This window comes from Segatella copri (assembly GCF_003465495.1).
Classification (GTDB): domain Bacteria; phylum Bacteroidota; class Bacteroidia; order Bacteroidales; family Bacteroidaceae; genus Prevotella; species Prevotella copri_G.
In genome coordinates this window covers 24,564-50,165 of record NZ_QSAV01000019.1, presented here as the reverse complement: position 1 = coordinate 50,165, position 25,602 = coordinate 24,564, and the positions used below count along the sequence as shown (strand labels likewise).

Below are 25,602 nucleotides of genomic sequence, written 5' to 3'. Positions count from 1 at the left end.
GTTAGAATTACCAACCTGGATTCTGTTTCAGGAGACCATGAGAAAGTCCGATCTCGGTGATAGGAATCTGAATCAAACCACGTTTCTTGATGATATTCTCGGCACTGATGGATACGGTGGTTTTCTCGCCACCATCCTTCACTTCCCAGGAACCGGCAATCTCCTTGGCTGCCTGCTCCACGCCCTGACGGAGCTGATCCCAATAGCGGATTCCCTCGAAGGCAAACTCAAGCTTGCGCTCTTTCAGGATGTTCTCCTTGGTGGCTGTCTGCTGAGAATAGTTGCCACTCAGGGTGGTGCCATCATCCTCGGTATAAGCACGCTTGCGAACCTGGTCGAAGTAAGACTGGGCATTAGGACTGCCCAACTCTGCTGCCATCAACAGGACATCGGCGTAACGGACGAGGACCCAATCCTGGAACTGACTGATTTGGAAATCGCCTGCACCAACTGTTTCCGTGTAATGCTGCAACTTGCCATCACCAGCAGTTTCGTGCTTAGACAAAGGGGTATATTTCTTCACGAAATATCCGGTGTATTCACGCTGGTCGGCAAGATAGGTGTTCTCGTAATCCTTCAACTGTGAAGCATCGATGATAGAGGCTGAACGGCGGGTATCACCCGTAGCATAGGCTGAAGCAATGGATGGTGTAACAGTGCATGCACCCCAACCCTGGCCATAGCCTTCGTAAACCAGACTACCGGTACGCATTCCTATCATTACCTGGAAACGGTTACCATCATTGTTGCCATTATAATCGGCTGTGTAGTTGAACTTCATCGAGAGTATGGTCTCTGGGTTTCCAGGACCAGCCCAGGAAGAGTTCTCATGTGCCCAAAGTCCTACGTGGTCACCGCTCTTGTCATCAGCAGAAGCTGGCCACAAATCTCTGAATCGAGGTACCAGACTGAACTCGCCACTGGAGATGATATCCTCGCAGGCTGCCAGGGCATCCGCCTTGGTCAAGCCCAACTGATCAGGCTCCTTGCCATAATAGCCACTATAGAAGAGGTACGCGCGAGCCAGAATTGCCTCGGCACCATACTTGGTGATATGTCCATCATTGGAAGCCGCATCCTTCTTAGGATAGGCATTGGCAGGAATATGCTCGATGGCATACTTCAAATCTCTAAACACCAGACTATATACAGAGTCAGGAACAGCCTGCGGAACCACATCGCTGGTGGCATGTTCCAGCAGCGGGATGTTCTCCCAAAGGCGAAGCATATCGAAATAGCACAAGGCACGAAGGGCATGAGCCTCACCCAGATAGGTGTTCTTTGCATTCTCATCATCCCAGGTAATGCCTTCACCCTTATCGATAAACTCATTGCAGCGGAAGATGGCTGCATAATAGCTCTTCCACAAGGTTTCGTGCATATCGGTATAAGACGGTGCCTGATTCATGTCGAAACGGTCGAGAATCTGCGTGTTGCGGCCATCGGTGTTACCCGTACCGCCAAAGCACTCATCACTCATCGTCTCGGTCAACTGATAGACGGTGAACGAAGGACCATCTGAAACGGTACGCTGCCAACCATCGTAGCAGGCATAGAGCGAGCGAAGTCCATCTTCCTGACTCTTATAGAAATTGCCGGAATTTGATTCTGTCTTGGAAGCCACATCCAGCCAACTGTCGCTGCAAGATGCCAGACCTCCCATAGCCAAAATACCCAAAGCGGCTATCTTTATTTTATTTGTCTTCATAATGATATCTCCTTTAAATTAGAACTTAAGATTCAAACCTACCATGAAGGTACGTGGACGTGGATAGTAACCCAAATCTACGCCTGATGCCCAACTATTGACACCATAACCGATTTCTGGGTCCATGCCGTCATACTTGGTAAAGGTAAACGCATTCTGAACCTGGAAGTACAAACGGGCCTGAGATACGAACTTCTGATGAAGCAGCTTGGCAAAATCATAACCTAAGGTGATGTTGCTGATTCTCAGGAAGTCACCATCCTGGATAAAGAGGTCGGAGAACTGATAGTTCACATTGGTCTCTGTTACACGTGGATATTTGTTGGATGTTCCCTCACCTGTCCAGCGCTGCAGAATAGCTGAAGTGTAGTTGGCAGTCTTGGCACCTACATTGCGGTAGCTCTGAACGATGTCGTTGCCTACAGAACCGTTGGCGGTTACAGAGAAGTCGAGTCCCTTGTAGCCGAAACCGAGTGAGAAACCATAGGTAAAGTCTGGCATACCATTGCCCAGGTTTACCTTGTCGGCATCATTGATGGTACCATCGTGGTTGACATCGTAATACTTTACATCGCCAGGTTTTACAGAAGACCCCTGAAGTACGCCATTGCCTGCCGCTACCCACTCGTTGATTTCTTTCTGGTTCTGGAAGATACCAGCGGTCTTGTAACCCCAGAAGTAACCGATTGGTTCGCCATTGCTGCAACGGTAGAACTCGGTAGAGTTATCATAGAGCTGACCATTACCATCGGTACCATGAATGATACCATCGGATGTAGGGATGCTTCCCACCTTATTCTTATTATAGGCACCGTTGACATTCACATAGTAGTTGAAATCTCTACCAATGTTGTCGTTCCAGCCCAAACCGATTTCTATACCGGTATTCTCTACGTCACCTCCATTGAAATAAGGGGCTCCCGTACCGGCTGTGCCTGGGATAGGCTTAACCAGCAACCAGTCTTTGGTGGTCTTCTTATACCAGTCGATGTTGACATTCAGCTTGCCCAGGAGACGCAAATCCAAACCGAAGTCCAACTGCTCTGAAGTTTCCCACTTCACATTCTCGTTAGACAGACGGCTTTCGTAAGCACCATAGTAATTTGACTGTCCGTCAGCACCCAAAGCCGTACCGAAGTTATAGTAAGCACCCGATGTTGAGATAGGAGAAATAAACATCAGGTCGCCAATATTCTGGTTACCAACCTGTCCCCAGCTTGCACGCACCTTGGCATAATCAAGCACCTTGAGCAGAGGCTTCACCCATTTTTCATTGGTTACAATCCAACCGGCAGAAACAGAAGGGAAGTAGCCCCAGCGGTTGCTACGGGCAAACTTAGAAGAAGCATCGGCACGCAGGGTAGCTGTTGCCATATAGGTTTCCTTCCAGTTCCAGCTTACACGACCAAAGTAGCTCACCATGCGCTGTGACAGAGAAGGAGCACCGCTAGCACCCAGACCATCGGTAGCGGTAGCAGCGGTACCATTGCTTACATAAGCATGGTTCCAGTCGGCAAAGCCACTCTTCAGGGTGGCATTGGATGCACTTACACCTACGCCATCAAAGCGCCAGGACTCCATACCTGCCAAGGCTGTGAAGCTATGATCCTTTACCTTGAAGTCGTAAGACAGGGTGTTGGTCCAGGTCAACTGCCAGTTATGTCCCATATTCTGGTTCACACTGGTACGGTTGGCTGTGTTGTAGCTATAAATGGAGAACTGATAGAGAGGAGTAAACGAACGGTAATCGCTTGCATAATATTCGTAACCTACTACAGTGCGATACTTCAAGTTCTTGATAGGCTCAATCTCCGCATACACATTACCGGTGAAACGGGCTGCATTCGTCTGATTGTTATTGTTCGTCATCATCAAGCCGTATGGGTTGCCATCGGCATTATACCAGTCGCTGTTGCTGGTATCATTAAAAGGAGAATCATACTTGTTGTTGTCGCTATAGACTGGCGACAATGGAGAGGTATTGAAGGCACTGCGCAGAGTGTTGTTGTAAGCATTGCCCACAGCGATACCCGTATTCTGGGTATAGATGAAACTGATCTGCTCACCCACCTTCAACCAGTCCTTCACCTTCCAGTCGGAATTGACACGGAAGTTGTAACGTTCATAATTGCTGACGTCCTTGCCGCCAACAATACCTTCCTGGTTCATATAACCCAGCGTCATGGCATAATTGGCAGTCTTGCTACCACCATTTACACCTATATTATAAGAAGAAGTCTTGGCATTCTTCACAAACATCTGATCTACCCAGTCGGTGTCAATCAAATCGCCATTGGCATCATAGATACTCTTGTATTTGCTCCAGTCGTAGGCGTTCTTACCTGAGTTGATGGCAGCCTCATCCAGAATAGTCATATACTCCCTGGCATTGAGCATATCAATGCTGCGTGGCTTGTTCTGCCAACCTACATAGCCGTCGAAGCTAACCACGGCACGGCCTTCCTTACCACTCTTGGTAGTAATCAGAACCACACCATTGGCCGACTGCGAACCATAGATGGCAGCCGATGCCGCATCCTTCAGCACATCAATGCTCTCGATATCGGCAGGATTCAGAGAAGCGATGTCACCACGTACACCATCAATGATGTAAAGCGGATCAGAACCACTCACGGTACCCATACCACGGATGTTTACCTTCAAACCGGAACCCGGCTGACCGGATGTTGAGATGATGCTCATACCAGGAGTCTGTCCCTGGAGCGCCTGAAGCGGATTGGAAGTGTTCAACTTGGCGATGTCATCACCCTTCACGTTGATGTTAGCACCCGTCACCAGCTTTTTCTTCTGAACACCGTAACCTACTACGACAACTTCATCAAGTGACTGCTTGTCTTCATTTAAGGTTACGTTGATTGTCGAACCTGTAACTTTAATCTTTTGGGTAATAAAGCCCAGATACGAAACTTCGAGTGTTTGTCCATTTTTTGCTTCAATGGTAAAGTTACCATCCAGGTCAGTAACGGCACCCGTCTTTGTACCCTGCACCATGACACTTGCACCAATCAATGGTTCATTGTCACTGCCAGAGATGACAGTACCCTTAACCGTCTGAGCATTGAGGACACCCGCTCCGATTCCTAACATTGCCTGGAACACCAACATGATGGCTACCAGAGCAACTTTGCAGAGCATGTGGCTCTGCGAGAATTTCTGAGATGTTTTTCTCATAATTACTTTAGGTTTAAATTAATAATTGTTGCTTCTAGGTGTAATATAGGGCCTATGTAACATAGGTCGAATATTGCCTTTATATAAATAAGGTATAAGCCTCGGTTATGAGGATTGCCTCGATTTATCGTTGTTTACATTTACTTTTCGGGGGCAAAGATAGATAAAAAACAGACACAATGGGGTATGTTTTGGTTAATCAATTACGTATAAAATGTTGCGCAACCTACATTTTTTAACGAAAAAGCACCAAAATGTAGCATAAAATACATTTTGGTGCAAAAATTGCTTAATTAATATGATATTTTATCAACCCCGGCATCGGAGCTTTCAAAATCTGGGAAATCTTGAGATGAAACTCATCCTCCATCACATTTCTCAAAGGTGATTCAAAGTAATAGGCAATGCTTCCAACAAAACCAAGCATCGGGATTTCTTCTTCCAAGGATGAATGCCATGCCTTCATGCCTGGCTCCAACTGGCTTATATCCTCGGTGCTCGCCTTGACATATTTAATATAAGGTGTGAGATTCTTTGCGTAGAACTGATTGAAACTCTCCAGTATCATGCGATAGAGAGCCATCGCTTCGTTCAGTTCGTCAGTCCCGTTCTCGTGTTTCTCACCTTCTGCTATCTGTTCTGAGATAAAAGGACAGATGGAAGCCAGGAAGCGATTGGCAAGCGGCTGTCTGTACACCTTATTAATAATAGTAGGATAATCCAAGCCCGACCAGGCAAGATATTTATTCTTTAGCGATACAGGCAATGTGCCCTTGAAGATACCATTGAGGAAAAGTTTGCCGATTACTGCCCCACTACCCTCATCGCCCAGAATATATCCCAACGGAGGCGTGTTCATCACAATCTTCTCTCCATCGTAAAGACAACTATTGGCACCGGTTCCCAAAATACAGGCGATACCCGGTTTCTTGCCAAAGAGGGCACGGGCTGCTCCTAGCATATCACCTTCTGCCTCAACCTTGGCTTCGGGAAAAGACTGCTGCAAGAGTGATTTCATGCGAGACTTCATCGCCTCGGTTACTCCACTGCCATAAAAGAAAACCTCCTGAGGCTGCTCTGACAGAACAAGTTCCTTACACAATACATCCAAAATCTCGGCATCACTCTGATGAATCGGACTGATGCCCTGCGTCTTACAGGTAACCATCACGTTACCCTGTTCATCAACCAGAGCCCAATCGGTCTTGGTGCTGCCACTATCTGCTATGAGTATCTTCATATTCTTATCTGATTAATTAACGTATCCTTTGACGTTGCAAATGTAATCAATTTATATGAAAAATGCAAAAGATAACCCTAAAAATCGAACGTAAAGGTGCTAATATATCAAAAAAGGCGGTTTTCTCTTTGCTTTTTCACGAATTATTAATAACTTTGCAGTCAAATTTACTAAATATGAAGAAGAGACTATACATCATAATTCTGCTGATGGTGGCATTCGTGCTGCCAAGCAACGCAGTGCTCAAGGAAGCCAACTTGGACACAACGCTCTATATGCTGCGTACAGAATTGACCAACTATCACATAGACTTGGAGAAACAGAACCAAGCTGCCAAGGCTCAACAGTTGGCTGTGATTCAGGAGCTCATCAGTATTGTGAAACAGGCTGACCAGAACTCCATCATGCTCTATTCGCAGCGCAATGGGTATATTTTCGACATGACGTATGCCTGTCATGAGGCTACAGAGCAGTTTAAGAAGTTTAAGTCGAAGGCTGTTCCTTTCCGCCAGATGATCAAGAAGAACAATGTTGAGGTGGCGCGTTTCGATTCGCTCATCAACTATCTCTACGGCATGAACACCATGTTTCTCAGCGAAGAAGCACAGGTGAACCGAAACGTAGACCTGACTCTGGCAGTCAATATCCGCCGCCAGCTGGTAGAGAAACAGAAACAGCTGCAAGCCTATGTGCAGGCTTACGACAGAACCGACCGTAAGCTACAGGCACTCAACGACTATGCCAACCGCAGATATGAAGATATCCAGAACAGCATCTTCAATAATGGAGGCGACAACTATCTGCGTATACTCCGCAATATCAGCATGAACTATAAGGAGGCGAAGACGTCTGTAACCGAGAAATACAAGCCCGTACCAGGCATGATGTCACAATGGGATGTTCGTATCATCTTCATCCTCTTTGGTATCATCGTCTTCTGGGGGCTCATCTCCATCTTCCTCAATCTCTTTACCATCCGCATCGTGATTACCCAACTCATGAAGCATGGTATGTTCGAGAACAGAAAGGAAAGTTTTATGGCAAAACGACCATGCCTTATCATGGCGATGACGGTAGTAACCTTCGCATTCATCCTGGGTATCGTAAGAATGGCGGTTACCCAGAACTTCGTGATTATGGCAAGCCAGCTGCTGGTAGAATATTCCTGGCTGGTTGGCGTCATCCTGGTATCTATCCTGCTACGTGTAGACAACGATAAGATCAAGAATACCTTCCGTATCTATTCGCCATTGATGCTGGTAGGTTTCATCGTTATCGTGTTCCGTATCATCCTGATACCAAACGACCTAGTAAACCTTATCTTTCCACCAGTCCTTCTGCTCTGCGCTCTCTGGCAGTGGAATGTAATTGGCAGAAAGCACAATCATGTATTGCGTACCGACAAGACATACGCATTCATATCGCTTGCAGTATTCGGAGTAAGTACCATTTTTGCCTGGACAGGTTTCACACTGCTTGCTGTCCAGCTTATCATCTGGTGGACCATGCAGCTTACCTGCGTGCTTACCATCACCTGTTGCGAAGGATGGCTCAGCGTATATGCCAAGCGTAAGAAGTTGGCTGACAAGGCGATTACCGACAAATGGCTGTATCGCTTTATCTATAAGGTATTGCTCCCTATTTCAGGCGTATTCTCGTTCATCATCTCTATCTACTGGGCAGCAGATGTATTCAACATGAGCGATACTACTTGGGAGATATTCAACAAGGATTACATCAAGACCAGCAACTTCACAGCATCGCTCTTCAGCATTTCAGAGGTAGCTTGTCTGTACTTCCTGTTCAACTACATCAACATTACTTCTGTAGACTTCATGCGCCATCACTTCGAGAAGGCAGACCCGACATCTGCTGCCTCAAAGATTGTGATGTTCAAAAACGTGATGCAGGTGATTATCTGGGGTATCTGGCTGATGATAGCCCTAAACGTGTTCCAGGTAGGAAAATCATGGCTGCTTGCTATCTTTGCCGGCTTATCAACCGGTCTGGGTTTTGCATCAAAGGATATTCTCGAGAACATCTACTACGGCATCTCTCTGATGATGGGCCGTGTGAAGGTGGGTGACTATATTATCTGTGACGGCACCCGTGGTAAGGTAAGCAGTATCAGTTATACCTCTACAATGCTGGAGGCTACCGACGGTTCGGTCATAGCCTTCCAGAACTCGCAGCTTTTCTCGAAGAACTACAAGAACATGACCAAGAATCATGGTTATGAGTTGGATATTCTGGAGGTAGGTATTGCTTATGGCAGTAATGTGAAGGAAGTGAAACAGATTCTCATCGATGCCCTGATAAAACTTGACTGTATCTATCAGGACAAAGGGGTGAAGGTATTATTGAAAAGTTTCGATGACAGTTGCATCACACTCAGAATTGTGGTATGGGTGAACGTGCTTACCCAAGCCATCGATGATGCCACCATCATGGAGTGCATCTACGATACGCTCAACGATCACAACATCGAGATTCCGTTCCCACAGCGTGAGATTACAATTAAACAAGTTAATAATTAACAGTTTGTAGTTTACAGTTAATAGCAGGTTTACTCCCTATTAACTATAAACTATCAACTATAAACTATAAAAAGATATGGCAACATTCATAGCAGGTCCTTGCGTCATCGAGTCAATGGAACTATTGGAAACAGTAGCTCAGGAACTCGTCCGCATCAACGAAAAGTTAGGAACCCAAATCATATTCAAGGCTTCATTCGATAAAGCCAACCGTACCAGCATCCACTCTTTCCGTGGTCCAGGACTGGAGAAAGGACTCCAGATGCTGGGAGATATCAGGGAGAAGTACAACCTTCAGGTTACAACAGATATTCATGAGAGTTATCAGGCTTCAGCTGCAGGCGAAGTATGTGATATTCTCCAGATTCCAGCCTTTCTCTGCCGTCAGACCGACCTTCTGGTTTCTGCAGCCAAGACTGGTAAAATCGTCAACATCAAGAAGGCACAGTTCCTGAGCGGTAGAGATATGAAATATCCTGTAGAGAAAGCATTGGAGAGCGGTGCCAAGGAAGTTTGGCTCACAGAGCGCGGCAACTGTTTCGGCTATAACAATCTCGTGGTAGATTTCAGAAACATCCCTGACATGAAGGAGATTGTGCCAAATGTCATCATGGACTGTACCCATAGCGTTCAGCGCCCGAGTGCAGGTGACGGCAAGACCGTAGGCGACCGTAAATTCGTTCCAGCAATGGCAAAGGCGGCTAAAGCTTTCGGAGCTACAGGCTACTTCTTTGAAGTACATCCAGACCCAGACCAGGGCAAGAGCGATGCAGCCAATATGCTGGAATTAAACAAGTTGGAATCACTTATAGAAGAACTCCTGTAAGTGAAGAACGAAGAAACAACGTTCGGCGTCCGAAGGGAAAGCCAATTCAAATGATTTAGAAATGACCGATAAAAATAACAATATAGATGATAAGATTGTTCGCGGTTATGGCGAACAGGCTCTTAGAGACGAGGCGCAGGCCATCCTCGACCAGATACCTTATCTGGACGACAACTTTGAGAAAGCTGTAGACATGATGTATCATTGCCAAGGCAAGATTATCGTTACAGGAGTGGGCAAGAGTGGACACGTAGGTGCCAAGATTGCCGCTACACTTGCCTCTACAGGCACACCAGCCTTCTACATCAATCCACTGGATGTCTATCACGGCGACTTAGGTGTGATGACCGACAAGGATGTGGTTCTGGCACTGAGTAACAGCGGTCAGACCGATGAACTGCTTCGTTTCATCCCGATGGTACTCCACATGAATGTTCCTATCATTTCCATCACCGGAAATCCAGATTCCCTGCTGGCAAAATACTCCAACCATCATATCACCGTAAAGGTAAAGAAGGAGGCTTGTCCGCTGAACCTCGCCCCTACCAGCAGTACTACTGCAGCATTGGCTATGGGTGATGCACTGGCTATCGCCCTGATGCAGGTACGCCACTTCAAGCCTCGTGACTTTGCACAGTTCCATCCTGGTGGAGAATTAGGCAAACGACTGCTGACCACAGCAGAAGATGTGATGCGCAGCGATGATATGCCTATCATTCCTAAGGAAATGCACCTGGGCGAGGCTATCATCCACGTAAGCAAGGGCAAACTGGGATTGGGTATCTCATTGGATGAAGACAACCACGTTATCGGACTTATTACCGATGGTGATATCCGACGCGCCATGGAGAAATGGCAGGCTGAATTCTTCAACAAGACTGTAAGCGACATCATGACCACCACTCCGAAAATGGTGACTCCGAAGACGAAGATTTCGGAGATTCAGCGCATCATGCACAAGTATAAGGTGCATACGGTACTGGTTGTAGACAAGGATAATCATCTGAAAGGTATCGTAGATCACTATGCCTGCATGGTATAATTTTTTAGGCACGGATAACACAGATTACACGGATTTATTGATAACACGGTTATAGATAAGATGAGATATTTTTTATTAATAGCAACATTATGGCTGTCTTGTTCGCTGTGCAGCGCACAGACTAGCGATTCACTGATCGTAAATCAGCTTCGTGGGAAAGGTGTGAGTTTTTCTCACGATAATTCAGTAACCCTACTGATGAACGGTCAGGAAAAGTTTGATGATATGTTCCAGGCAATCCGACAGGCTAAACATAGTGTACACCTGGAATACTTCAACTTTCGCAACGACAGCATCGCCTCCCTTCTCTTCGACCTGCTAGCTCAGAAAGTCAAGGAGGGTGTGAAGGTGAGAGCCTTATATGATGGTTTCGGAAACTCTTCCAACAATAAGCCTCTGCGAAAGAGACATCTCAAGAAAATCCGTGCCAACGGCATAGAGATTTATGAATACAAGCCCCTGAAGTTTCCATGGGTACATGCAATCTTCAACCGTGATCACCGTAAAATCGTAATCATTGACGGACAGATTGCCTACACAGGCGGTATGAACGTTGCCGACTATTATATAAAAGGTACGAAGGTTGTAGGAGAATGGCACGATATGCACTGCCGCATCGACGGAAGCGAGGTGAATACCCTGCAGAAGATATTCCTCAAAATGTGGAATAAGGTGAGCGGACAGAATGTGCACAGCACTGAGTTCTGGAGATATAAGAAGAAGGATTATCTGGTAGAGAATCTCAAGCCGGATACGACAGCTACAGCCTACAGAAAGATGGTCGGCATCATCAACCGCGAACCGCATATTACAAAGGATATCATCCGATATTTCTATGTGAATGCCATCAATGATGCACAGGACAGCATCAAGATTATCAGCCCCTACTTCACCTTGAGTCATAAGCTCAAAAAGGCATTGAAGAATGCTGTGAAAAGAGGAGTAAAGGTAGAAATCATGCTCTCTACCAAGAGCGACATTCCTCTGACTCCTGACTGTGGTTTCTATAATGCCCACAAACTGATGAAGGCAGGATGCAATGTTTGGATGTACACACGGGGTTTCCACCATACCAAGATTATCATGGTAGACGGCAAGTTCTGTACCGTGGGCAGTGCCAATCTCAATGCCCGAAGCCTGCGCTGGGACTATGAAGAGAATGCAGTGATTGTGGATTCTTGCACTACCCAACAACTGGTACAGCTTTTTGATGGAGAAAAGAAAGACAGTTTCTTACTCAATGAGAAGAACTGGAGAGAGTGGCGTACGGGCTGGCAAAGATTCAAAGGATGGTTTGCCGCAAAGGTACTCACTCCATTCTTGTAAAAACAAGATATAAGTATAACCCAACTTTCACTAGCAGAAATAAAATAAACAGAGATGAATGAAGAAATGATGAAAGCCATGGCTGGCAAACAGATGCTGGAAATGGCAATAGTAGAGAGCAATACACTCGCCGCAATGGGACTCAGACAACTGCTTGAGTCGGTGATGCCCATGATGAAAATCTCGACCTTCGGTTCGTTCCGTCAGTACGAGGCAAACAATCCAGACCACTTTGTTCATAGCTTTGTATCTATGCACATTGTACTGGAACACCGTTACTTCTTCACACAGGGCAACAGGAACCGCCACGTGATCGTTCTGACACCCAGCAACGATCCCAATTCGCAACTTGCAGAATTTCATTGTCTCTGCGTCAATATACCAGAAGGATACCTGATAAAAGAGCTTCTCAACCTGCAGCATTCCGGTCATCCTCATGGCGAACATATCCCTGCCATGCCCCCTGTCACTCAGGAAAAAGTTCTGTCGGATAGAGAAATAGAGGTATTATCTCTGGTAGCACAAGGGAAAATCAACAAAGAGATAGCCGACCAACTCTGTATCGGACTGACTACTGTGATTACCCATCGCAAGAATATACAGGAAAAACTGGGATTAAAAAGTGTGTCTTCACTCACCATTTATGCTGTGATGCATGGTTTTGTTGACATCAATATGATCTAACCTTCACCATAAATAGTGATGCAGAATCATCACATACCTAAATATAATGATAGCGCCTTCACCTCATGTGAGAGGAAGGCGCTATCATTTTAGGAAAAATAACATTATTTAAACTGATATTCCACAGATAAACTACAGCTTTACAGTAGAAATATCAACCAGATTGTTCACGATGGCATAAATTGTAAGACCTGCAGGAGAGTGAATCTGAAGCTTTCGGGCGATATTTCTGCGGTGCGTAATGACCGTATTGATAGAGATAAACAGGTGGTCAGCAATCTCCTTGTTGGTCATTCCCTGAACCAAAGCAACAATCACATCTTTCTCACGGTCGCTCAACTGTTCATCGCTCATCGGAGTCTGATTAATCATGCTCGAAATCTTGGCACTCACATCGTTCTGCTTCAGTTTACGCTCTGCATTTCTTACTGCCGGAATAAAGATTTCTTCCTCAACCTCAGAATGATGTTTCAGCCATTCCTCATTATTATATATATCATAAAGAGTGGCGCTGAGCTGATTATTATGCAAGCCATCAGAAGGCAAATACTTGATAATGATACTCTTGAGTTCCTTTAACTTCAAATCTACCTGAGCATGGTGCTTCGAGAAGGTTTCTATATCAAAGTTTGCATTGGCATTACCATCTATAAGTGCCTGAACATAAGGGAATACCATTCTTTCCTCATACTTCATGTGATTGGTGATGCTATGGGCATAGTCATCATAAAGCTTGAGGATAAGGCGCGCCAGATTATCCTTTTCATCCAGCGCTTCAACCAGTTCCTTACGGATAAACGGCAACTGGAAATCTATGTAATAGGCATGCGATGCTTTGAGATAATGCAATAGGGTCGGCAGCGACAGGCGGTCAGCATCGTCATACTCCTTGTAACCATTAATCGTCAAGTTAACCACGGACAGGAAAGTATAGGTATCCACCTGCTGTTCTTCGCAAACTTCGCACACAGTTTTATCACCAAAGCCCAGGTTGATACCGAAGCTGCCGAGGCTCTGTAAAATGTTATAATTGTCTCTAATGATGCTGATCATCTTGTCATCAGCTTCATACATCTTCTGATTTTTCATCTTTCTTTATCCTTAAATGAAAACATCCTTGTATCAAGAACATTCATAATGTTTCTATTTCGGTTGCAAATATACAAAAAAGTTTCGAAACTCGCAATACCTAAAAATGGGGATGCGACAGTTTACCGATTTTTAGGTATTGCAAGATATTTTAAAACTCTGTAACTTTGCACCCGAAATCGAGAAAGAGCGCGGTGATGATTGCCACTCCCGAGCGGCAGAGCTGCGTAATTCCTTATCATGCCTCATGGCTTTAAGGAGATACTAGGCCTCTAAAGTATCGAGACCACAAGCAGACATCCGCGCTCTTTTCTTTATTATACTAAGGATAGTACGATAACAATAATTTCAAAATATTAAAGATGAACAATTTAAGAATTGGATTGATGTCAGCTGCCCTCGTTGCCGGTTTGGCAACGGCAAGTGCACAAACTGTGGCTGCTGACAGCGTGATGCAGCATGTAAACGGCAAGCGCCTCAGCGTGGGTGGTTATGGCGAGGTTGCCATGAGCCGCAACTTCTATAGCGACCACGTAAGCCGTTACAGTTTGGCTGACGAGCACAAGAATGACCCTAGCCATGGTCGTTTCGACATTCCTCATGCAGTAATTTACCTGGGTTACGACTTCGGAAAGGGTTGGACTATGGGTACCGAGATTGAGTTTGAGCATGGTGGCGTAGGAATGGCCTATGAGAAAGAAGACGAAGAAGGTGGCGAATGGGAACAGGAAGTTGAAAAAGGCGGTGAAGTCGAACTCGAACAGTTCTGGATTCAGAAGTCATTCGGTCATTGGGCTAACATCAAGGCTGGTCACATTGTAGTGCCTGTAGGTTTGAACAACGCTTACCATGAGCCATTGAATTTCTTCACTGTTTATCGTCCTGAAGGTGAGAATACGATTCTTCCAAGCACCTGGCATCAGACAGGTGTCAGTTTTTGGGGACGTACCAAGGGTTGGAGATATGAATTGCAATTCCTGGCAGGCCTGAACTCAGACAACTTTACCAATACAGGTTGGATCAAAAAGGGACCAGGCACTCCTACCGAAGGTGAAATTGCAACAAAATATGGTACAGCCCTCCGTATCGACAACTACTGCATCAAGGGCTTACGCATCGGTCTGAGCGGATACTATGGTCATGCCATCGGCAACTCTTATCCAAACAACAAGGATGGAGCAGAATCTAAGTACAAAGGTGTGGTAGCTATCGGAGCCATCGACTTCACATACAATAATTATAACTGGATTGTACGCGGTCAGGCAGACTATGGTTACCTGAGTGATGCAAAACAGCTGAAGTACTTCACCAACCGTCTGAATGGTCTCTCTCCGTTCCACCACTCAGCATTCGTCAGCAAGAATGCTTTTGCCTATGGTATCGAGGCAGGATATAATATCTTCTCACAAATTGAGAAACTCCGTCAGGACAACCAGAAACTGTATCTCTTTGGCCGTTATGAGCACTATAATCCATACGCTTCCAAGACCAAAAATACATCATACGACTACACAAACGTACAGCGTATGGCATTTGGTATCAATTACTATCCTGTGAAACAGATTGTAGTAAAGGCAGAATATTCACATCGCTTCCTGAAGAGCCAGTACAACAATGAGCCAGCCATCAACATCGGTGTGGCTTATGAAGGATGGTTTCTCTAAAGATTCTCACAGAAGAACTTAATATAAAGTGATTGAAACAAACATATCAGTAACAAAATATTTATATAAAAAATGAAAAAGGTTTTTAAAAGTGCAGTAATGCTCATGGCAGCTTTCATGTTGCCATTAGGTTTCACATCATGCAGCAGCGATGATGATCCTGTAGAGAAAAACAATGACTTTACAAACAAGGAGTATGGTCAGGATGCCATGGATGCCTGCGAAGAACTTTGCAATGCCCTCCGTGCAGCCTACAGCAAAGTAGACAACGCAAATTTGAGCGCAGATCAGGAAACATACCTGAAGAATGTATGTGCTAATGCTGTAGATAATACCATCCAGCCAACCTACAAGTCATTGGGTGACGCTGTAGAGAAGTTGCATACAGCTCTTCCTAAGAGTGTAGATACCAACAACCTGACTCAGGAGAACATCAACAATGCCTGCGCAGCTTTCAAGGACGCACGTGCATTGTGGGAGAAGAGCGAGGCTTTCCTCGGTGGTGCAGCATCAGACTTCGATATTGACCCACACATCGACTCATGGCCATTGAACCGTACACTCCTCCACAGCTACTTTGCTACAGGTAAGTTTAGTGATGCTGCGATTGAGGATGCTTCTATCCTTGGTTTCCATGCACTTGAGTTTATCCTCTTCCGTGATGGACAGCCACGTAAGGTTGCAGAGTTCAAGGGTAACGATACATACAATGGCTTTACAGATGTAAAGGGTTCTGAGGAATTGAAGTATGCCGAGGCAGTTATCGAGGACTTGGTAAACCGCGTATATGAGCTGGAGGTAGCATGGTCTGAGAATCCTAACGCATCTCGCCTCGCAGCAGTAAAGGCAGCAGGTCTTGAGTACCAGACAGACAAGGGTCAGTCATACGCTGCCAACATGAAGAATGCAGGTAACATTTCTGTTAGTAAGTTCCCTTCTTTGAAGAGAGCCGTCCAGCAGCTTCTCTCTATGGAGGAAGGTTCTTGCTTTGCTATCTCTAACGAGGTAGGTACAGCCAAGATTGCCAACCCATTCCAGAATGGTGATATCAGCTACGTAGAGTCTCCATATAGCTACAACTCTATCACCGACTTCCAGAACAACATCCGTTCTATCGAGAACTTGTGGTATGGTGGAACTAATGGTACAAGCTCAAATGCTAAGTATAGCTTCCATCAGTTCTTCAAGGATAATGCATCTGCAGAAGGTCAGCGTGTAGAGACAGCTATCGCTAATGCTATCAGCAAGATTGGTGGTATGCCTTACCCATTCGTTAAGTATGTAAGTACCGTTTGGGGCAAGAAATTTGACGAAGTAAACCCAAAATAATCTTGGGTAAACAAACATACAGGAAGCATCTCACCATACGCTTTTTGGTGAGATGCTATTCTGCGTAAAACAAGAATATAAAACATTATAAAACAGAATAACATTATGGTTTATCAAAGAATTAGCAAAATGTTATTGCTCGGCTTGCTCGTATTGCCATTGGCATCCTGCTCTGACGATAACAGTGTTGTAAACAATGACAAGTTAAATGGTGACTCTCAGTTTGGTAAGGCAAACGATGTTTTTGAGGCCTCAGAATGGTATCCAGGTGGTGAACTTGGTACAGACGAAGGCATGAGCTATTCGGCAGAAACTCCAGCTACCACCAACCAGGGATTGTCAAACAGTTTCAACAAAGGTGAGGATTTCTTCGAGCACCTTTACACCATCACAGAGGCTCCACGTAAGGGTCTTGGCCCAGCTTGGGTTCGCAGCAGCTGTATTCACTGCCATCCTAACTATGGTCATGGTAAATTCCAGAACCAGTATCAGGCAGACCAGTTTGGTAACGGCTATCTGCTCGTAGTTTATCACCCTACAGCAGGTACTACCGCTGACGGAAAGCCTTACGCAGCAAACAGCTACATATCTGAGGTTACAGGTATGCCACAGACCAAGGCAATGACTCCATTCTCTGCTCCTATCGACGAGAAGCAAATCAACATTCAGTGGAATGAGGTTACAACCATGCCTAGCGGTTTGGCTATGAAGTTCCCTAAGGATGGCGAGGCTTTTGCTTTGCAGTATCCAGAGGTTACTATCCCTCAGTCTGCATTCAATACCAATCCTAAGCCAGACAACTATGAAGTACGTTTGGAATCAACCATCGGTATCTATGGTACAGGCTTGCTTGATGCCATCGACCAGGATGATATGAAGAAGGTTTATCAGGATGAGGCGAAATACGGGGTAAAGCTGAACCCTGCCATGTGGGACAAGACTGCTAACGATTGGGCTTCAAGTGCCTGGTACACTTTGGCAGATGGAACCAAGAAGGTGAAGAAGTTTACCTATGCCATGACCCGTGCCTCCCTGCAGGATGGTCCAGGTGCTAACGCCATCTGGAACATTACCAACGTAACACGTTCCGATCGTCATTACCTCTATACCACTCCAGCCTGGGCAAAGTATCAGAGCGAAGACCCAGAAGTAATTAGCTATATCAAGAAGCATGGTGCTGACAAGTCTTCTGTACTCCACCCATACTATGCAGATGGAACTGACGAAGGTATCAAGGAGAGAGTAAACGAGATTCTGAGCTGTAACAAAGCACCTAAAGATGGCAAAGAAAATGCCTTTGAGAAGTACCTCCTCAAGGGTGCTCCTTACAATGGCGAGGAAGAGATGAACAACAAGGATTACTATGACTTCATGGTATGGCACCGTGGTCTAGCTGTTCCTGCTGCCCGTAACCTCGACAACGCACAGGTTCAGGAAGGTAAGAAGCTCTTCACTCAGTGGGGATGCACTCATTGCCACAAGCCATCATGGAAAACAGGTGCTGACAACTATTGGGTAGATAATGCTATCAAGGCTTACGCCAAGAGCATAGGTCAGGATCCTAACACTATGTTACCAAAGTATCCAAACCAGACTATTTATCCATACACCGACTTGGTACAGCACCGTCTGTTCATGGCTAACGACATCCGTACAGGATGGTGCCGCACTACTCCACTTTGGGGTCGTGGCTTGTCAAGCATGCTAACTGGTAGCAGCGACCGTTTGCACGACTGTCGTGCCCGCAACGTAGTAGAGGCTATCATGTGGCACTGCTATGATAAGCGCAGCGATGCATACAAACCAGCACTCAACTTCTACAATGCAACCAAGGAAGAGCGTGATGCTGTAGTGGCATTCATCAATGCTATCTAAGTCTTTATATGAAGAAACAAAAATAAGAAAAGCTGCCAGGCTATCAAAAGCATTTGGCAGCTTTTTTTATCAGAACCTCTAAATATACATATAAAATCTTGCTCGTCTCCGAATAATATCGTAATTTTGCAGCGGAAATTCTATCAAGATTCTAACTAAGTATGGTTAAAAAGATTATATTCATTCTTTACATCCTTGTGCTCGTATGCATGGCAGCCGCCACCATCGTGGAGAAAAGCCAGGGCACGGATTATGCCCATGCCCACTACTATGGGGCATGGTGGTTCATTCTTATCTGGGCAGTACTTGCTGCCCTCGGTGCTTTCTACATCATAAAAAGAAAAGTGAAGTGCGCTTCTACATTGGCACTCCATCTCTCCTTCATCATCATCCTTGCCGGGGCATTGCTCACACATATATCAGCTAAACGGGGCATGATTCATCTGCGCATCGGTCAGCCTACAGATACTTATATGGCTCAGGATGAAGAGCAGGGTATGCAGGAAGAGAAACTCCCTTTCTCGCTCTGCCTGCAGAAGTTTGAAGCGAAGATGCACGATGGAACCAACGCCGTGGCTGACTATTCTTCAAAATTCACCGTAATAGACGGAGATGATAAGAGCGAAGGCGAAGTTTCGATGAACAACATATATTCCCACCAGTCTTACCGTCTTTATCAGTCATCTTACGATGAAGACGGCAAGGGAAGCGTGCTCGCTATCAATGCCGATCCATACGGCATACCAGTCACCTATACTGGCTATGCACTGCTCTTCATCTCCCTCGTATGGATGCTCTTCGACCCTAAGGGCGGTTATCGCAAACTACTGAAGAGTCCTTTGCTCAAGAAGGGAGCCTTGATAACAGCACTCATCCTCAGCATGGGCAATATACAGACACTGCATGCAGAATCTGCAACAGGCAATCTCCAAAATGCTGTATTGCCAAAGGAAACTGCAGAGAAGTTTGGCGAGCTTCATATTCTCTACAACGACCGCATCTGTCCGGTACAGACCTTTGCCCTCGATTTCTGCAAGAAGATATATGGAGCCAGGAGCTATCTGGGATTGACTGCAGAACAGGTACTCTCTGGTTGGGTATTCTATGGAAATACTTGGGCAAACGAGCCTTTCATCAAGATCAAGAGCGGAGAAATGAAAACAGCGATGAATCTGCCTGACTATGCTTCGCTCAATACTTTCTTCAATCGTGAAATGGGTGGCTATACCATCGGACAGTATGTTCAGGAATACTACAATGGGCAGCAGGACAAGTTCCATCAGCAAGCCGCCGATATCGATGGCAAGATACAAATCATCATGGAGTTGCGAGAAGGTATCTCATTGAAAGTTCTTCCTTACACCTTCACCAAGAATGTGAAGGCTACCAAGGATCATTCATTCATCAAGGCTGGCACTACCACGTGGTTTTCACCTGTAGATAAGTTGCCACAGGCCGTGGAGCACCAGCATGCGCTCTATATCAAGAATGTATTCTCTCTGCTGAATGGTGATGTAAAGGCAGGCAATACGCGCCGTGTAAACGAGTTCTTCGTCAAGATGAAGAAATATCAGGAGGTTAGTAGCGGTAATTCGCTGCCAACAGCTACACAGTATAAGGCAGAACGCATCAATAATGCCTTTCCTTTTGCCACCATTCTCTTCATGGCAAACCTCACATTGGGCTTCATTGCCCTCTTCTACACCATCTATCGCATGACGAAGAAGAGAGAAATCAAGGCATTGAACATCGCTTTGCCTATCTTGCTTGGCGTATCCTTCCTTGCATTAACCTTCGGATTGGCATTGAGATGGATTATCAGCGGCAACATACCTATGTCTAACGGATATGAAAGTATGCTGACTGTAGCCTGGTTCGTGATGCTTATCAGTATTCTGATGCAGTTGCGCATCCGCATCGTGATGGTATTCGGCTTCCTGATTTCAGGATTCTTCCTTCTTGTAAGCCATATCAACCAGATGGATCCTGCTATCGGACAGATGATGCCGGTATTGAACAGTCCGTTACTCAGCATCCATGTCAGCATCATCATGATGAGCTATGCACTGCTATCCTTGACTTTCATCTGCGGCATCATGGGCATCTGCATGCGCTCTCATGGCGACGAACTGCGGGATTTAAGCCGTCTCTTCCTCTACCCTGCCCTCACCACGATGGGGTTCGGCATCTTCATCGGAGCTATCTGGGCTAACGTGAGCTGGGGTAATTACTGGAGTTGGGATAGCAAGGAAACATGGGCACTCATCACCTTTATGATTTATGCTGTGGTGGTACATACGCAGAGTCTGCCGGTCTTCCGCAAGCCGCTGGTGTATCACATCTACATCACCCTAGCCTTCCTGAGTATCGCCATGACCTACTTCGGTGTGAACTATTTCCTCACGGGCATGCACTCTTATGCATAGCCCGTCAGAAGCCAGAATATATTTAGTCTTAAGGCAAAATTTATTTTCCCTTAAAGCTAATTTTATTTTCCCTTAAGGATAAATATATGATGGTGTTGACATCAATCTAATCATCATGCTCTTCAAGAAGGGAGAAATCCATTCCCCCACACTCTTTTTATGTTTTTTTAATATCCTACGGTCACAATTGTTACCGTAGGATTATTTTTAAAGCCGTAATTTTGCAGCCGGAAACCAGGAATGGCAGATTGCCGCCTGGAAGAAAACATTAAAATAACTCATTAATTTATAGCAATATGGCAGAAAACAAGATGTTCTGTTTCCAGTGTCAGGAAACAGCTAAGGGTACAGGCTGTACCATCAAGGGTGTTTGCGGTAAGGAGGCTACAACTTCCAAGTGGCAGGATCTGCTGCTCAGCGTGGTTCGTGGCATAGGAACCATACAGCATAGCATAGACGAAGAGCCGACACCAGAGGTAACCCGTTTCCTCACGGATGCACTCTTCACCACCATTACCAACGCCAACTTCAACGACCAGGATATCCTGCAAAAGGTAGATAAGGGCATCGTACTGAAGAAACAGCTGCTGGAAAAGGCGGCAAGCATGAATATCCACCTACCTGCCTATCAGGAGGTAACCTGGGGTGGCGAGAAGACAGACTATGAGGCAGAGGGCGCCCGTGAATCCGTGCTCCGCCACGAGAATCCAGATATCCGCTCTCTCAAGGAACTCACCATGCTCGGTCTGAAGGGTATGGCAGCATACTACGAGCACGCAGCCCATCTGGGAGAAGAGAACAGCGAGATTATAAGCTTTATCTGCCGTGCTCTCGCCACCATCAGCAACCCTGATGCTGATATGAACACGCTGCTGGGCGTGGTGCTCGAAACAGGAAAGTACGGCGTGGATGTGATGGCACTCCTCGACAAGGCCAACACCCAGGCATACGGTAATCCGGAACTCACCCGGGTGAACATCGGCACAGGCAGCAATCCGGGCATCCTCATCTCCGGTCACGACCTGAAGGATATCGAAGATCTCCTCATCCAGACCGAAGGCACGGGCATCGACGTCTATACCCATGGCGAGATGCTTCCTGCCCACTACTATCCGCAGCTCAAGAAGTACAAGCATCTGGTGGGCAACTACGGCAATGCGTGGTGGAAACAGAAGGAGGAATTCGAGAGCTTCAACGGTCCTGTAGTCTTCACCACCAACTGCATCGTACCGCCATCGCCATCGGCAGGCTACAGGAACCGCGTCTTCACCACCAACTCTACCGGTTTCCCTGGCTGGAAGCATATCCAGGCGGGTGCCGACGGCCACAAGGACTTCTCCGAGGTGATTGCGCTTGCCAAGACCTGCCAGCCACCTAGGGAGATAGAGACAGGCGAGATCATCGGCGGTTTTGCGCATGCCCAGGTCTTTGCCCTGGCAGACAAGATAGTAGAGGCTGTGAAGAGCGGAGCCATCCGCAAGTTTGTGGTGATGAGTGGCTGCGATGGCAGAATGAAGAGTCGCAACTACTACGAGGAGTTTGCCAAGGCGCTGCCTCAGGATGTAGTGATACTCACCAGCGGCTGTGCCAAGTTCAAGTACAACAAGCTCAATCTGGGCGATATCAACGGCATTCCTCGTGTGCTGGATGCCGGTCAGTGCAACGACTCCTATTCCTGGGCGGTTGTGGCATTGAAGCTGAAGGAGATCTTTGGAGCCAGCGACATCAACGAACTTCCTATCTTCTTCAATATTGCCTGGTACGAGCAGAAGGCAGTCATCGTACTTCTTGCCCTGCTGCATCTGGGCATAAAGAACATCCATCTGGGTCCTACGCTCCCAGCCTTCTGTTCACCAACCGTACTGAAGGTTCTGGTAGATACCTTTGGCATTGCCGGAAACGGAACGGTAGAAGAGGACATCAAAAAATATATAGGATAAGAACTGCAGCTACAGAGTTAAGGGAGAATTTGCAGCCGTTAGACAACGTCCATGCCGAGCATACAACAATAAAGGGAGATTTCTTGGCGAAATCTCCCTTTATCTATTGCTAAAAGCAGCTATAATTTCTTTATTTCATCTAATGACAACTGGGTTGCTGCTGCCACTTGCTCGGCAGACAAGCCCATTGCAAGAAGACGACAGGCTGTGGCCTTCTTCTCATCTTTGGCTCCTTCGGCACGACCTTCTTCTCGACCTTCTTCTCGACCTTCTTCTCTACCATCGGCAAGACCTTTCTGCCAGCCATCATCATAACCCGTCTTGATAACGCTGCGCTGATAGCGCAGATTCTCCATGTGACGGACATAATCATTCTTTTCCGCTACGGTCAACTTATCTATATCCAGGCATTTGCGGGCATCTGCCAAACCTGGGGCCTGGGCTGCCTCGCTGATCTCGCCGGTCTTGAGAAACTCGATCCATTCATCCAGATTGTTCACCGCCAACTTATCAAAGTTGTTCACGCAGAGCAGATAATACTCCGGGAATATGTCTCCGGCTTCGCGATTAGTCTTGCGCCCCTGAGGGATTTCATCACCGAAGAAGAGTTCACTCTGTCGGTTGGAGAGTTTCAGGACATCATTCGGCTGATGCAGTCCCTGGAACATCGTCTTGCCATGATATACATAATCCTTAGCCTGTCCCAATGTGAAATACACGATATTGATGGAATATACCTTGCGCACTTTGTCGTAATCATCGCCCAGACTGATATTGTCTGTGATGACCTTGGAAACTCCATAGAGCATACGGTGGAAATAGGTATGTTCACGGGTATTCTGTATCTCGAAGATGATGAATTCTCCCTTCTCATTTTCTGCCAGGATATCCACTCTGTTGAATTTATCATTCTCGGTCTGCTGATTGCTCTCACTATCCAGGAATCGGTTGATCTTGAATTTCTCGTTCAGCAGCGAACACATAAAGCCTTCCAGCACGGCATAGTTTGCCTTGTTGCGAAGCAGGCGCTTCATCGCCCAGTCAAATCTGATATAATTTGCCATATTCTTCCTCCATTTATTAATATTCAGCTGCAAAGTTACGACTTTATTTTAAGACACCAAAGTTTTTTCGTATTTTTCTTGCTTATTACCAGAACTTTAGCTAGTAAGATTCCACTCTTATAGGGCGTGCGGAGATTCTGCCTTCAAGATTCTAAATGGAGCAAACAATAAATCGGGGGAAAATGCGTTATTGAATATAAAACTTAAAAGTATGAAAGAATCAATATTCGTTACCTTGCAGAAATGCACAGTGTTTGAGGGGTTTACTCCAGAGGAAATCAGAGAGGCACTGTCGATGGTAAGCTACAGGATGGTGGAGCTTGCTGCCAGGGAAACCTATGTGCTGGCAGGAATGCCCTGCAGATATGCCGACATCATTGTCGAGGGGGAGATGATAGCCCGCATGTCGGGATTGTCGGGCAAGCAGGCCCAAATAGAGCGGCTGGGAGAATCGATGCTGATAGCCCCTGCCTATATCTTCGCACATCATAACGAGATGCCCGTAAGCGTGGAGACAAGCAAGAAGACTACCCTCCTGCGCATGAGGCCTTCGGAACTGAAACTGCTGATAGATACCGACGAACGCATACGCTGGAACTTTATCCAGCACCTGTCAAGGATAGATATCTTCCTTTCGCAGAAAATGCGCATGCTCTCCCTTTTCTCCGTCAAGGAGAAGGTGGCGCAATACCTCATCAAGATGGCTACCGAACAGCAGAGCAGAACCATCCGACTGGATGTCAGCCGCCAGGAAATGGCGGATATCTTCGGTATCCAGAAGTTCTCGCTCCTCCGCTGCCTCTCCGAATTCGAGGAGAAGGGTGCCATCAGGATTGAGGGCAAGACCATCACCATACTCAACTCGGATGAAATGAAATAAGAAGCAAGAATGAACATTGCAGACTACATCCTGGTTGCTGGGGATAACATATCCCCAGAGCATAAAGAGGTTAGGACATTTATTAGCGGCGGATTGTAAATCCGCCGGAACGCCTAACGGAGGAAAGGGCATATCCAACGCTACGAAATTACCTTAATATATATGTGAAACAAGACGATTATGAGAAAAAACTGCCTTAAAATTTGGAGGTTACAAATATTCAGCGTATCTTTGCATAAGATTTGCGGCACTCGGCAATTTGAAAGCAAGCTTTCATTGCACTCGCTGGCAAAATCTTTGCATAAGATTTAAAAAGAATGACGTATGAAACAGGTATAAGAAACATACATCAGCTTGCTGACCGACTTCGGTTTCAAGCGAATATTTGGAACGGCAATGAACAAGAATTTACTGATTTGCTTCCTCAACAGCTTGTTTAATGGCCGACAGGTTGTGAAGGACGTGTCATATCTGAATCCAGAGCACGTAGGAGGCAAGTAAGATGACATATCGTGATATCAAAAACTCTATTGATACGGCGAAGCAAGAAGGTAAGAATGAGAAAGCCTTGGAAATTGCTAAGAACATGCTTGCCGATGGTGTTGACATCAATCTAATCAAGAAGTATTCCGGTCTAACCCAGGAACAGATAGAAAAAATGAAATAACTAATAGAATAAAAAAAGAAAAAAATCAAGTTGGTTGGCTGGAGCATTCTGGGAATCGTGCTTATCGAAACAATAATCGCCATATCGTGCTTGTTCCTTCTGGATTCAAAGAT

General features: G+C 46.0%; 17 protein-coding genes and 1 pseudogene. 13 read left to right on the top strand and 5 right to left on the bottom strand.

What is annotated here, in order from left to right:
- Positions 1–7: 7 nt before the first annotated feature.
- From DWV53_RS07275 to DWV53_RS07265, 3 genes are all read right to left on the bottom strand, one after another.
- Positions 8–1,708, bottom strand: coding sequence for a RagB/SusD family nutrient uptake outer membrane protein (locus DWV53_RS07275; protein WP_118152669.1), 1,701 nt, complete (start codon positions 1,706–1,708; stop codon positions 8–10).
- Between the two features lie 18 nt (positions 1,709–1,726).
- Complete coding sequence (locus DWV53_RS07270; RefSeq protein WP_118152667.1) at positions 1,727–4,900, bottom strand: SusC/RagA family TonB-linked outer membrane protein; 3,174 nt, start codon at positions 4,898–4,900, stop codon at positions 1,727–1,729.
- A 289-nt stretch (positions 4,901–5,189) separates the two neighbouring features.
- Positions 5,190–6,140 (bottom strand): ATPase, encoded by a 951-nt coding sequence (locus tag DWV53_RS07265; protein ID WP_118152665.1) that lies wholly within the window; start codon positions 6,138–6,140, stop codon positions 5,190–5,192.
- Between the two features lie 176 nt (positions 6,141–6,316).
- Between DWV53_RS07265 and DWV53_RS07260 the strand changes: the two genes are divergently transcribed.
- The 5 genes from DWV53_RS07260 to DWV53_RS07240 all read left to right on the top strand — a co-directional run bounded on the left by DWV53_RS07260 (position 6,317) and on the right by DWV53_RS07240 (position 12,555).
- On the top strand, positions 6,317–8,677 hold the full coding sequence (locus DWV53_RS07260; protein WP_118152663.1) for a mechanosensitive ion channel family protein: 2,361 nt from the start codon (positions 6,317–6,319) through the stop codon (positions 8,675–8,677).
- 76 nt (positions 8,678–8,753) lie between these two features.
- Positions 8,754–9,503: a 3-deoxy-8-phosphooctulonate synthase gene (gene kdsA / locus DWV53_RS07255; RefSeq protein ID WP_118152661.1), complete on the top strand. Its 750-nt coding sequence runs from the start codon at positions 8,754–8,756 to the stop codon at positions 9,501–9,503.
- Between the two features lie 61 nt (positions 9,504–9,564).
- Positions 9,565–10,545 (top strand): KpsF/GutQ family sugar-phosphate isomerase, encoded by a 981-nt coding sequence (locus tag DWV53_RS07250; RefSeq protein ID WP_022120878.1) that lies wholly within the window; start codon positions 9,565–9,567, stop codon positions 10,543–10,545.
- Positions 10,546–10,605: 60 nt separating this feature from the next.
- Positions 10,606–11,871, top strand: a complete 1,266-nt coding sequence (gene cls, locus DWV53_RS07245; RefSeq protein ID WP_118152659.1) for a cardiolipin synthase — start codon at positions 10,606–10,608, stop codon at positions 11,869–11,871.
- Positions 11,872–11,925: 54 nt separating this feature from the next.
- On the top strand, positions 11,926–12,555 hold the full coding sequence (locus tag DWV53_RS07240; RefSeq protein ID WP_118152657.1) for a response regulator transcription factor: 630 nt from the start codon (positions 11,926–11,928) through the stop codon (positions 12,553–12,555).
- A 132-nt stretch (positions 12,556–12,687) separates the two neighbouring features.
- Here the strand turns inward: DWV53_RS07240 and DWV53_RS07235 are convergent, their stop codons facing one another.
- Positions 12,688–13,644, bottom strand: a complete 957-nt coding sequence (locus DWV53_RS07235) for a LuxR C-terminal-related transcriptional regulator (RefSeq protein WP_118152655.1) — start codon at positions 13,642–13,644, stop codon at positions 12,688–12,690.
- Positions 13,645–14,006: 362 nt separating this feature from the next.
- Between DWV53_RS07235 and DWV53_RS07230 the strand changes: the two genes are divergently transcribed.
- The 5 genes from DWV53_RS07230 to hcp all read left to right on the top strand — a co-directional run bounded on the left by DWV53_RS07230 (position 14,007) and on the right by hcp (position 22,878).
- A complete protein-coding gene (locus DWV53_RS07230; RefSeq protein WP_118152653.1) occupies positions 14,007–15,308 on the top strand; it encodes a hypothetical protein in 1,302 nt (433 codons plus the stop codon).
- A 72-nt stretch (positions 15,309–15,380) separates the two neighbouring features.
- Complete coding sequence (locus tag DWV53_RS07225) at positions 15,381–16,637, top strand: imelysin family protein (protein WP_118152651.1); 1,257 nt, start codon at positions 15,381–15,383, stop codon at positions 16,635–16,637.
- 129 nt (positions 16,638–16,766) lie between these two features.
- Positions 16,767–18,512 carry a di-heme oxidoredictase family protein gene (locus DWV53_RS07220; protein ID WP_259318936.1) on the top strand — a complete coding sequence of 582 codons (1,746 nt, stop codon included), beginning with the start codon at positions 16,767–16,769 and terminating at the stop codon, positions 18,510–18,512.
- 161 nt (positions 18,513–18,673) lie between these two features.
- Complete coding sequence (gene ccsA / locus DWV53_RS07215) at positions 18,674–20,938, top strand: cytochrome c biogenesis protein CcsA (RefSeq protein ID WP_118152647.1); 2,265 nt, start codon at positions 18,674–18,676, stop codon at positions 20,936–20,938.
- A gap of 296 nt (positions 20,939–21,234) precedes the next feature.
- Complete coding sequence (gene hcp / locus DWV53_RS07210; protein ID WP_118152645.1) at positions 21,235–22,878, top strand: hydroxylamine reductase; 1,644 nt, start codon at positions 21,235–21,237, stop codon at positions 22,876–22,878.
- A gap of 119 nt (positions 22,879–22,997) precedes the next feature.
- Here hcp and DWV53_RS07205 read toward each other — a convergent pair whose 3' ends face one another.
- Positions 22,998–23,942 (bottom strand): PD-(D/E)XK nuclease family transposase, encoded by a 945-nt coding sequence (locus tag DWV53_RS07205; RefSeq protein WP_118152643.1) that lies wholly within the window; start codon positions 23,940–23,942, stop codon positions 22,998–23,000.
- A 211-nt stretch (positions 23,943–24,153) separates the two neighbouring features.
- Between DWV53_RS07205 and DWV53_RS07200 the strand changes: the two genes are divergently transcribed.
- From DWV53_RS07200 to DWV53_RS15720, 3 genes and pseudogenes are all read left to right on the top strand, one after another.
- Positions 24,154–24,822 (top strand): Crp/Fnr family transcriptional regulator, encoded by a 669-nt coding sequence (locus DWV53_RS07200; protein ID WP_118152641.1) that lies wholly within the window; start codon positions 24,154–24,156, stop codon positions 24,820–24,822.
- Positions 24,823–25,170: 348 nt separating this feature from the next.
- A pseudogene (locus tag DWV53_RS07195) lies at positions 25,171–25,314 on the top strand (PD-(D/E)XK nuclease family transposase); the annotation flags it as partial.
- Between the two features lie 10 nt (positions 25,315–25,324).
- A complete protein-coding gene (locus tag DWV53_RS15720) occupies positions 25,325–25,489 on the top strand; it encodes a hypothetical protein (RefSeq protein WP_181992440.1) in 165 nt (54 codons plus the stop codon).
- Positions 25,490–25,602 lie beyond the last annotated feature (113 nt).

Excerpts from the sequence above, each read along its gene's own strand:
- DWV53_RS07275 (WP_118152669.1), bottom strand. The coding sequence starts at position 1,708 with ATGAAGACAAATAAAATAAAGATAGCCGCTTTGGGTATTTTGGCTATG.
- DWV53_RS07270 (WP_118152667.1), bottom strand. The coding sequence starts at position 4,900 with ATGAGAAAAACATCTCAGAAATTCTCGCAGAGCCACATGCTCTGCAAA.
- DWV53_RS07265 (WP_118152665.1), bottom strand. The coding sequence starts at position 6,140 with ATGAAGATACTCATAGCAGATAGTGGCAGCACCAAGACCGATTGGGCT.
- DWV53_RS07260 (WP_118152663.1), top strand. The coding sequence starts at position 6,317 with ATGAAGAAGAGACTATACATCATAATTCTGCTGATGGTGGCATTCGTG.
- kdsA (WP_118152661.1), top strand. The coding sequence starts at position 8,754 with ATGGCAACATTCATAGCAGGTCCTTGCGTCATCGAGTCAATGGAACTA.
- DWV53_RS07250 (WP_022120878.1), top strand. The coding sequence starts at position 9,565 with ATGACCGATAAAAATAACAATATAGATGATAAGATTGTTCGCGGTTAT.
- cls (WP_118152659.1), top strand. The coding sequence starts at position 10,606 with ATGAGATATTTTTTATTAATAGCAACATTATGGCTGTCTTGTTCGCTG.
- DWV53_RS07240 (WP_118152657.1), top strand. The coding sequence starts at position 11,926 with ATGAATGAAGAAATGATGAAAGCCATGGCTGGCAAACAGATGCTGGAA.
- DWV53_RS07235 (WP_118152655.1), bottom strand. The coding sequence starts at position 13,644 with ATGAAAAATCAGAAGATGTATGAAGCTGATGACAAGATGATCAGCATC.
- DWV53_RS07230 (WP_118152653.1), top strand. The coding sequence starts at position 14,007 with ATGAACAATTTAAGAATTGGATTGATGTCAGCTGCCCTCGTTGCCGGT.
- DWV53_RS07225 (WP_118152651.1), top strand. The coding sequence starts at position 15,381 with ATGAAAAAGGTTTTTAAAAGTGCAGTAATGCTCATGGCAGCTTTCATG.
- DWV53_RS07220 (WP_259318936.1), top strand. The coding sequence starts at position 16,767 with ATGTTATTGCTCGGCTTGCTCGTATTGCCATTGGCATCCTGCTCTGAC.
- ccsA (WP_118152647.1), top strand. The coding sequence starts at position 18,674 with ATGGTTAAAAAGATTATATTCATTCTTTACATCCTTGTGCTCGTATGC.
- hcp (WP_118152645.1), top strand. The coding sequence starts at position 21,235 with ATGGCAGAAAACAAGATGTTCTGTTTCCAGTGTCAGGAAACAGCTAAG.
- DWV53_RS07205 (WP_118152643.1), bottom strand. The coding sequence starts at position 23,942 with ATGGCAAATTATATCAGATTTGACTGGGCGATGAAGCGCCTGCTTCGC.
- DWV53_RS07200 (WP_118152641.1), top strand. The coding sequence starts at position 24,154 with ATGAAAGAATCAATATTCGTTACCTTGCAGAAATGCACAGTGTTTGAG.
- DWV53_RS15720 (WP_181992440.1), top strand. The coding sequence starts at position 25,325 with ATGACATATCGTGATATCAAAAACTCTATTGATACGGCGAAGCAAGAA.